This window comes from Metabacillus litoralis (assembly GCF_020524045.1).
Classification (GTDB): domain Bacteria; phylum Bacillota; class Bacilli; order Bacillales; family Bacillaceae; genus Metabacillus; species Metabacillus litoralis_C.
In genome coordinates, this window is sequence record NZ_JAIVKL010000023.1 from 51360 (window position 1) to 59893 (window position 8534).

The following is an 8534-nucleotide window of genomic DNA, read 5'->3' on the forward strand; positions in this document are numbered from 1 at the left end:
GCCTAATAGTTCGGGTTTTTATTTGCTGTCATCAATAGTTTTTTTGATTTTGCATACTATTTTTAAGCACTAGTGGAATGGAGCGGAAGACACTTGACTCCTACGGGAATTGAGGAAAGGCTGAGACCCCGCAGGCTTGCCGAGGAGGCTCAGCTTCCTCCCCGTGGAAAGCAAGTGTTTGCAGCGCAATGGAACGAACTTGTTTCTTTCAGCTTAACTGAATATGGATTAATTCGTCTTTTTGTATGATTTCTTTAATATGTCCAAACCTCTCTCATTATTCCGGAATAAGCTCGAGCTTTTTACGAAGCTTTTCTTCACTAAAAATCCATCCAGTGTATGAGCTAACAATGTTTAAATCCTGATCTAATTGAACAATTGCAACAAAAGGATAGTACCCTTTACTCCGGTATCTTAGATCAATAAAACGTACTTCGTAATGATCTGTATACTCATCAACTTCCCACCGGTAAACAGGTGAAAAAGAGAGAAATGCTGAGATGTTATCATCTTCTTCTGCAGCTTTAATAATCTTTGTTTGTGGGACAGGTACTCGATCAAATTCATCAAGAAATATGAGTTTTTCGTTAACTGATCTGGCTACATGAAAATGTTGCTTTGTCATAACAGCTATGTGCCACTGTCTAAAGCGCATGGTTGGTGAAATGATTATGTTTTCAACGTCATCGAGTTTCTCATGTAATTGTTTAACAATATTTTTTTGCATGGAAAAACGAATGATATAGTAACCAATTAATATCGCGTAAACACTTAAAAATGTATAGCCAGGATGAGCACCTAAAATCCAGATAATAATCCCGACGATATGGGCAAAAAAGATAAAAGGATCAAACGTATTAATAACACCTAAGGCTATCCACTTTTTCGTAAATGGCCGTAAAGCTTGTGTACCATATGCGTTAAATATATCAACAAAAACATGTAACACAATGGCGAACAATGTCCAAAGCCATAAATGCAGTAAATTGCTTTCAGGAATAAAAATCGTTAGTAATCCAGTGATTAAAAAGGACCATATAAAAATGGCTGGAATAGAATGAGTGATTCCTCTGTGATTACGAATATATTTCGCATTATTTCTGAGCTTTAAAATGGTATCTAAATCGGGTGCTTGAGACCCAATAATTGTCCCAATCATAACTGCTTGTGCTGTAGGATTATCAACACCAACAGCTGGATCAAGTGTTGCCAACCCGCCAAGAGCTATTCCCATTACAATATGTGTTCCAGTATCCAAACAATTCCCTCCTCATATTTACTCTAAAAGGAGTTAGTACTTTACCTTGATAACCCTAATAGGTTCAATTGAATTTATATGTGGTAATATTGTCCAATGTGCCTTGTTTTAAACATCTATGCTTTATAAAACTGGTGTCTTGTACTATTCTTAATAAAGGTATTAAGCGAATTAATACTTCTTTACTCTTTATTTTCCCAAAAATGAAGGAAAATAACATCCGGAGGAAAATATCCATGATTAACGATGTTCAAAATAAGCTCACAAGCTTTCCTATACAAGCTTTTCAACAAGATTTAATTAATTGGTATCTAGCGGAAAAAAGAGACTTACCTTGGCGTAAGGATCAAGATCCTTATAAGGTCTGGGTTTCTGAAATCATGCTTCAGCAAACAAGAGTTGATACAGTTATTCCATATTTTAACGCATTCATTACAAAATTTCCTACCATAACCGCTTTAGCCGATGCTGATGAGGAGGATGTGTTAAAAGCATGGGAAGGACTTGGCTATTACTCACGAGTTAGAAATTTACAGGCCGCAGTAAGAGAAGTAAAAGAAACTTATGGTGGAAAGGTACCAAATTCCCCAGAGGAAATCTCCAAGCTAAAAGGTGTAGGACCTTATACAAAAGGTGCGATATTAAGTATTGCATACAACATCCCAGAACCTGCAGTTGATGGAAACGTCATGAGAGTCCTTTCTAGAATCCTCTCTATATGGGAAGATATTGCTAAAACGAAAACACGTAAAATATTCGAAGAAGTTACTTATGAATTAATTTCAAAAGAAGATCCATCTTCCTTTAACCAAGCAGTTATGGAGCTTGGTGCATTAATATGTACACCAACTTCACCAAAGTGTCTGCTTTGTCCAGTTCGTGAGCATTGTACTGCGTTTGAAGAAGGGGTACAAGCAGATTTACCAATTAAAAGTAAAAAAAAGAAGCCAAAGCCACTTCAAATGGCTGCAGCCGTTTTATATGATAACAAAGGTAACTTTTATATTCATAAACGTCCACCCGCTGGCTTACTTGCAAATCTTTGGGAACATCCTAATTTAGAGCTAGATTCTGTTAGTGGAAAAACATATCGTGAACAGTTAGGAGAATTTTTAGCTACTGAATATAATATTGATGCTGAGCTTTCAGAATTATCAGGAACAGTTCAACACGTATTTTCTCATCTTATTTGGAATATTTCAGTTTTTATTGGAAAAGTAAAAAATGCTTCAGATACTCAGCTCATCTTAGTTACTGAAGAAGAGCTACAAAAATATGCGTTTCCTGTTTCACATCAAAAAATATATCAAATTTATAAAGAGAGCTGACCCGAGCAGAGCCTTCTTTTATGAGATAGAACGCATCAAAATTAATTTTAGGGTCTAGCTCTAGGCTCCAGCGGATAGACGGAATAAATAATAAAATAGCTCAAGTACTAGTTATTCCAAACCCCAAGGACATAAGTCAAATAGGAATTGAAGGGGAAAATGCACCTTCTTTTCCTATTCGCTTATGCTTTTTTTATTCAATCATACTGAACTCTTGTTCCGTGAGTCCAATCTGCTTCATTGCGCTTCAAGCCCCCGCGTGCCTCTATTTCTTCAACAATTTCTCGATGAATTGTTTGACCTTCAGAATTTAAGTAAGGTACAACTTGTTGAAGGGAGTGGTGAAAAAACGCTAATTCTTCCTTTTTCCACTCTTTTTTTGACATCATTGATAGCTCTGTCATATCGCGACCTACGTACATAGTATATCCCCCTTAATATCTAACTTGTTGATTCCATCTGTTTAAAAAAATGAAAAAGAGATATTTCAACCAAGATAGAAGTTTCACTATAGTATCTGATACAATGAATACATCTATACGATTGTTTACATATAAGGAGCTGACAATATGAGTCAACAAAATAAAGTGGCACTTATTACAGGAAGTAGCCGTGGAATAGGAAGAGCAGTGGCAATACGTTTAGCTGAGAGAGGTTATGATATTATCGTTAACTATGCTCGAAGTAAAACAGCAGCACTTGAGGTTGTGGAAGAAATTGAAAAGCTTGGTGTGAAGGCAGTTGCAATTAAAGCGAATGTTGGTAAGCCAGAAAAAATAAAAGAGATGTTTGCGCAAATTGAGGAGCAGTTCGGCAGATTAGATATTTTTGTCAATAATGCTGCATCAGGAGTTCAAAAGCCTGCAATGGAGCTTGAAGAAAGTCATTGGGACTGGACAATGAATATTAACAGTAAGGCATTGCTTTTCTGTGCTCAAGAAGCAGCAAAGCTAATGGATGTAAATGGTGGAGGATATATTGTTAGCACAAGTTCACTTGGATCTATCCGGTATTTAGAAAATTACACGACAGTTGGTGTGTCGAAGGCAGCTTTAGAAGCATTAACAAGATATTTGGCTGTTGAATTATCACCAAAAAATATTATTGTCAATGCAGTTTCAGGTGGTGCAGTTGATACAGATGCGCTTAAGCATTTCCCTAATCGGGAGGAATTACTAGAGGACGCAAGAAAAAATACTCCAGCTGGAAGAATGGTTGAAATAGAAGATATGGTTAACGCAATTGAGTTTCTATTAACAGATAAAGCTTCTATGATTAGAGGGCAAACACTAATCGTTGATGGTGGTCGCTCGATTTTAGTTTAAATATTTTTTTGGATGCGACACTGGTATTTGAAAATGAAATCCTTGTTTAACAACGGTATATATGGATTTAAAAGCATAGGTAAAAAAACTTTATAAAAAAATGATTTTTTTGTGGATATAAAATTCACCTCCAGGACAATCTATATTTCGTGGAGGTGATATTAATGGCACAGAACAACAACCAAGCTGGTAAAACAGCATCAGGTACAAACATCCAACATGTTAAACAACAAAACGCTCAAAGCGCACAAGGCGGACAAGCAGGTGCAGGCCAATATGGTACTGAATTTGCTAGCTCTACTGATGTTCAACACGTGAAAAAATACAACCAACAAGCTGAAGCTAACAAGAACCAAAACTCTTAATTAGCAGATGCGAAAGACACCTTCCCATACATATGGGGAGGTGTCTTTTTTGTAAATGAAAGATACGTTTTATACCATTAGCTACAGGCCTTTCATATGGCCTTTCCATACATAAAAATGATAAAACGACAAAACTTCTGTTTACTCTACATAAATAGTCAAAGGGTTGAATGATGAAATAGAGAATTTATTATGTACACACTATTTTATTTCTCTTTAGCAGAAAGGAGAGGAAAAGATGAATTTTGATCAATTAGTAGGAGAACAGTTAAAAACGATGGATAAGTTATTATATTTGCAGTCTGAAATTGAAAGATGCCAAGATATTAAAAAACAGCTGATTGCATTGCAAGATGAAACAAAGATGCAATCTGTTCAAAATGAGATAGAAAATATGAAGGTGGAGTTAAACAAGATTCAACAGGTTTTTGAGCAGCAAACAGAAGATGTGATCAAATCGTATGAAGATCAAAAATTTGAAACTGTATCATAAGTAATGTTTGGGGTCATTTCACGTGGAATGACTTCTTTTGTTTTCTTTTTTATTTCACAAACGTTATAATGGAAGGAAATACATTACGTGGACGTTTATGAAATTCTTCATGAAGCGATCAATGAAATCGAAAGAAGGGGAGAAAAGTGCGCTTTCCCAGGGAAGGAGATAAAATCCAAATACATAGTTATAAGCATAATGGTTACATCCACAGAGTCTGGGAGGAATCTACGGTTTTAAAGGGTTCACAACATTGTATAATCGGTGGAAATGACAGAACCATTGTAACGGAATCAGACGGAAGAACGTGGGTAACAAGAGAACCAGCGATATGTTATTTCCATGCTAGACATTGGTTTAATATAATCGGGATGTTGAGAGAAGACGGTGTTTACTACTATTGTAATATAAGCTCACCATTCGTATGGGATGAGGAAGCGGTAAAATACATTGATTACGATCTCGATGTGAAAGTCTATCCTGACATGACTTATACAATATTGGATGAAGATGAATATGAGGAACACAGCCAGTTAATGAATTACCCTGAAGTAATTGATATTATTTTAAGAAATAATTTAGAAACTTTACTTCGATGGATTCGGCAAAAAAAAGGTCCTTTTGCTCCAGAATTTATTGATGAGTGGTATGAACGTTACTTAACATATGTAAGATAATAGTGATAGGTAGTAAGGGTGGCTCAGTATTGTGCTCCAACATTGAATAATGTTGGGGTGTGATAAGCTAGAGTCAGCCTTTTTCATATGTAGGTTGGTAACCTTTTTTCATTTTTTTGAGATCAGGTTTGTGCTTTTTGGAAAGGCTAAGTTAAAGTTCATTGTTGGTTTCATTTTAGATCATTATTAAATGATGCAGAATGCGTAGCACTCCTGTTGAATAGAGATTATAACGTACTGTGGTGGCTAGCGGACTGACCGTTTAAAAATGATAGCAACAGTAGAGATCAACTATTAAGTTAACTGAGCCTTTTGTAAAGAAACGGGGGATTTCTTTGGGGGTAATAAAAAGATATATGAAATTTGTTAGACCTTATCGTCTACAAATTATAGGTACGGTTCTTATCGGTGTGATAAAATTTTCAATTCCACTGTTATTGCCATTAATTATAAAGTATGTGGTAGATGATGTGATCGGTGGGACTGGATCAGATGCTGAAAAAACGAATACCTTATTAACCTTAATGGGAGGAATGTTCGTTTTATTCGTTATTGTCCGCCCACCGGTTGAATATTATCGTCAATATTTTGCTCAATGGACAGCAAGTAAAATTCTCTATGATATAAGAGACCAATTATTTACTCACCTGCAAAAATTAAGTTTGCGTTATTATGCAAATACTCGTGCAGGTGAGATCATCTCTCGAGTGATTAATGACGTAGAACAAACAAAGAACTTCGTTATAACTGGATTGATGAATGTATGGCTTGATGTGGCGACAATTATTATCGCTGTTGGAATTATGTTAACAATGGATGTAAAGTTAACACTTGTTTCGATCATTCTGTTTCCTTTTTATGGTCTGTCTGTTAAATATTTTTATGGAAGACTACGCCATCTGACAAGAGTTCGTTCACAGGCACTTGCGGAGGTTCAAGGTCATTTGCACGAACGCGTTCAGGGGATGCCGGTTATCCGTAGTTTTGCTACAGAAGATTTTGAACAGAATCAATTTGCAAAAGAAAACTCTAATTTTCTTGGAAAAGCACTTGATCACACAAGTTGGAATGCAAAAACATTTGCTGTTGTTAACACATTAACCGATATCGCTCCATTAATCGTTATTAGCTTTGCTGGATATCAGGTTATTCATGGTCAGTTAACAATTGGAACAATGGTTGCATTCATTGCCTATGTTGAGCAGCTTTATAATCCGTTAAGAAGATTAATTAATTCATCAACAACATTAACACAAGCAATTGCCTCAATGGATCGGGTGTTTGAATTTATTGATGTACCATATGAAGTTGTTGATAAACCAAATGCAAAAGTGGCTAAGGATATTAAAGGGGAAGTTGAATTCCAAGATATATCTTTCCGTTATCAAGAGGATGAAGCATTAATTATCGAAGGTTTGTCTCTAAAAGTAACAAGAGGAGAAACAGTTGCATTAGTTGGAATGAGCGGAGGCGGTAAATCAACACTTGTCAGCTTATTACCACGTTTTTATGATGTAACAGATGGTCGAATTCTTTTAGATAATCTTGATATTAGAGATTACCAAGCCCAAAGCTTACGAGAGCAAATTGGTATGGTTCTTCAAGATACCTTCCTATTTAGTAATACTGTCAGAGAAAATATACTAATTGGCAAGCCTGATGCAACAGAAGAGGAAGTTATTTCTGCAGCGAAATCGGCAAATGCCCATGATTTTATTATGAAATTGCCTCAAGGCTATGATACAAAAGTAGGTGAACGAGGAGTTAAGCTTTCTGGAGGTCAAAAACAACGTGTCTCGATTGCTCGAGTATTTTTGAAAAATCCACCGATCCTCGTGTTAGATGAAGCCACATCAGCTCTTGATTTAGAAAGTGAGCATCTTATTCAAGAGGCATTAGAAAATCTTGCAAAAGAACGAACAACGTTTGTTGTTGCACACAGATTATCCACAATCACACATGCGAACAAAATTGTACTTATCGAAGATGGAAAAGTCGTTGAAGAAGGCACACACCAAGAGCTAATGGCAAAGCAAGAACATTATTATAAATTGTTTCAGATTCAACAGATTGAATAATTTAGGTAGAAGGTGAGGCCGCATTCTCTATATTGGGAGATGTGGCTTTTTTGTGTGGGTGTGTGTCGTCGAATTTTGTCTACTTTTGAAGAATCGCTGATATTTTGGGAAAATCGCCGATAAACTCAGGAAGCATGGTTTGGAAGGGGTGAATTTGCAGTGAAGCAGCCTAAGTTTATAGTCTGTGCCAAATATTTATGCTGATTCTCCCATAAAAAGTTAGAAGCCAATCCGAAAATGACTATCCAAAAGAGGATAGCCCTATTTATATTCCAGAGATTAATTACATTAGGACCATTTAATATGAGTAACAGCTGCATGATTGGCATTTCGGCATGTTTTCGCACAGTAATTGTAGGGGGGGCAATTTGAAGTCACTTTATCAACGATTTTTTCGATTTATCTTCGATTCTGTGGATTTATCAACGATTTTCCAGATTTATCTTCGATTTTGCGAATTTATCTTCGATTAGACTATTTTCGACAAAAACCGCAGTCGTCCACCTCTTTTTCAAGATAAGAGGAAGGGTTTATGCCTTTACTGAAAATGGACTATTCTAAAGGTTTTTCTAAAACAGACGAACAAAATAGGGTCCAGCTTCTAACTAAGGAGCATCTAAGATGAGTAACAGCTGCATGATTGGCATTTCGGCACGTTTTCACACCGTATTTGTGGGGTGGGAGCACTTTGAAGGATTGTGAGAGTTTTACGAGGTGAATGGGCGCCTGCAGTGTCGAATTTGGTCTACTTTTGAAGAATCGCTGATAAATCTGGATAATCGCTGATAAATTCGCGGAATCGCTGATATTTTGAGAAAATCGCCGATAAAAACAAATAATCGCCGATAAACTCAGGAAATGATGGTCAAGCGGATTAGATTTGGAGTCAATTCCTTAATCTTGTGTAAATTCTTGAACAAATATTTTCAACTATCATTCAGACCTGTTTTAAAGATTATTATCAAATCCCACCAACATTTTTTTTGCGGAACTTCCATGTGTTTTATACA

General features: G+C 36.2%; 8 protein-coding genes. 6 read left to right on the forward strand and 2 right to left on the reverse strand.

Annotated elements, in window-relative coordinates; genetic code table 11:
• Nucleotides 1-277: 277 nt before the first annotated feature.
• Entirely contained in the window at nucleotides 278-1258 is a 981-nt protein-coding gene (locus tag LC076_RS21720) for a metal-dependent hydrolase (protein ID WP_226671241.1), read from the reverse strand.
• 239 nt (nucleotides 1259-1497) lie between these two features.
• Between LC076_RS21720 and mutY the strand changes: the two genes are divergently transcribed.
• On the forward strand, nucleotides 1498-2586 hold the full coding sequence (mutY, locus tag LC076_RS21725) for an A/G-specific adenine glycosylase (RefSeq protein WP_226671251.1): 1089 nt from the start codon (nucleotides 1498-1500) through the stop codon (nucleotides 2584-2586).
• A gap of 197 nt (nucleotides 2587-2783) precedes the next feature.
• Here the strand turns inward: mutY and LC076_RS21730 are convergent, their stop codons facing one another.
• Entirely contained in the window at nucleotides 2784-3008 is a 225-nt protein-coding gene (locus LC076_RS21730; protein ID WP_226671242.1) for a hypothetical protein, read from the reverse strand.
• Between the two features lie 147 nt (nucleotides 3009-3155).
• Here LC076_RS21730 and fabL point away from each other — a divergent pair, with 147 nt between their 5' ends.
• The 5 genes from fabL to LC076_RS21755 all read left to right on the forward strand — a co-directional run bounded on the left by fabL (nucleotide 3156) and on the right by LC076_RS21755 (nucleotide 7524).
• Complete coding sequence (fabL, locus tag LC076_RS21735) at nucleotides 3156-3911, forward strand: enoyl-[acyl-carrier-protein] reductase FabL (RefSeq protein ID WP_226671243.1); 756 nt, start codon at nucleotides 3156-3158, stop codon at nucleotides 3909-3911.
• Nucleotides 3912-4075: 164 nt separating this feature from the next.
• On the forward strand, nucleotides 4076-4276 hold the full coding sequence (locus LC076_RS21740; RefSeq protein ID WP_226671244.1) for a gamma-type small acid-soluble spore protein: 201 nt from the start codon (nucleotides 4076-4078) through the stop codon (nucleotides 4274-4276).
• A 238-nt stretch (nucleotides 4277-4514) separates the two neighbouring features.
• Nucleotides 4515-4769, forward strand: a complete 255-nt coding sequence (locus LC076_RS21745) for a YgaB family protein (RefSeq protein ID WP_226671245.1) — start codon at nucleotides 4515-4517, stop codon at nucleotides 4767-4769.
• Between the two features lie 146 nt (nucleotides 4770-4915).
• The gene (locus tag LC076_RS21750) at nucleotides 4916-5446 is read left to right on the forward strand and encodes a DUF402 domain-containing protein (protein WP_226671246.1); all 531 of its coding nucleotides are present in this window, start codon (nucleotides 4916-4918) and stop codon (nucleotides 5444-5446) included.
• Between the two features lie 335 nt (nucleotides 5447-5781).
• Nucleotides 5782-7524 carry an ABC transporter ATP-binding protein gene (locus tag LC076_RS21755; protein ID WP_226671247.1) on the forward strand — a complete coding sequence of 581 codons (1743 nt, stop codon included), beginning with the start codon at nucleotides 5782-5784 and terminating at the stop codon, nucleotides 7522-7524.
• Nucleotides 7525-8534: the final 1010 nt, after the last annotated feature.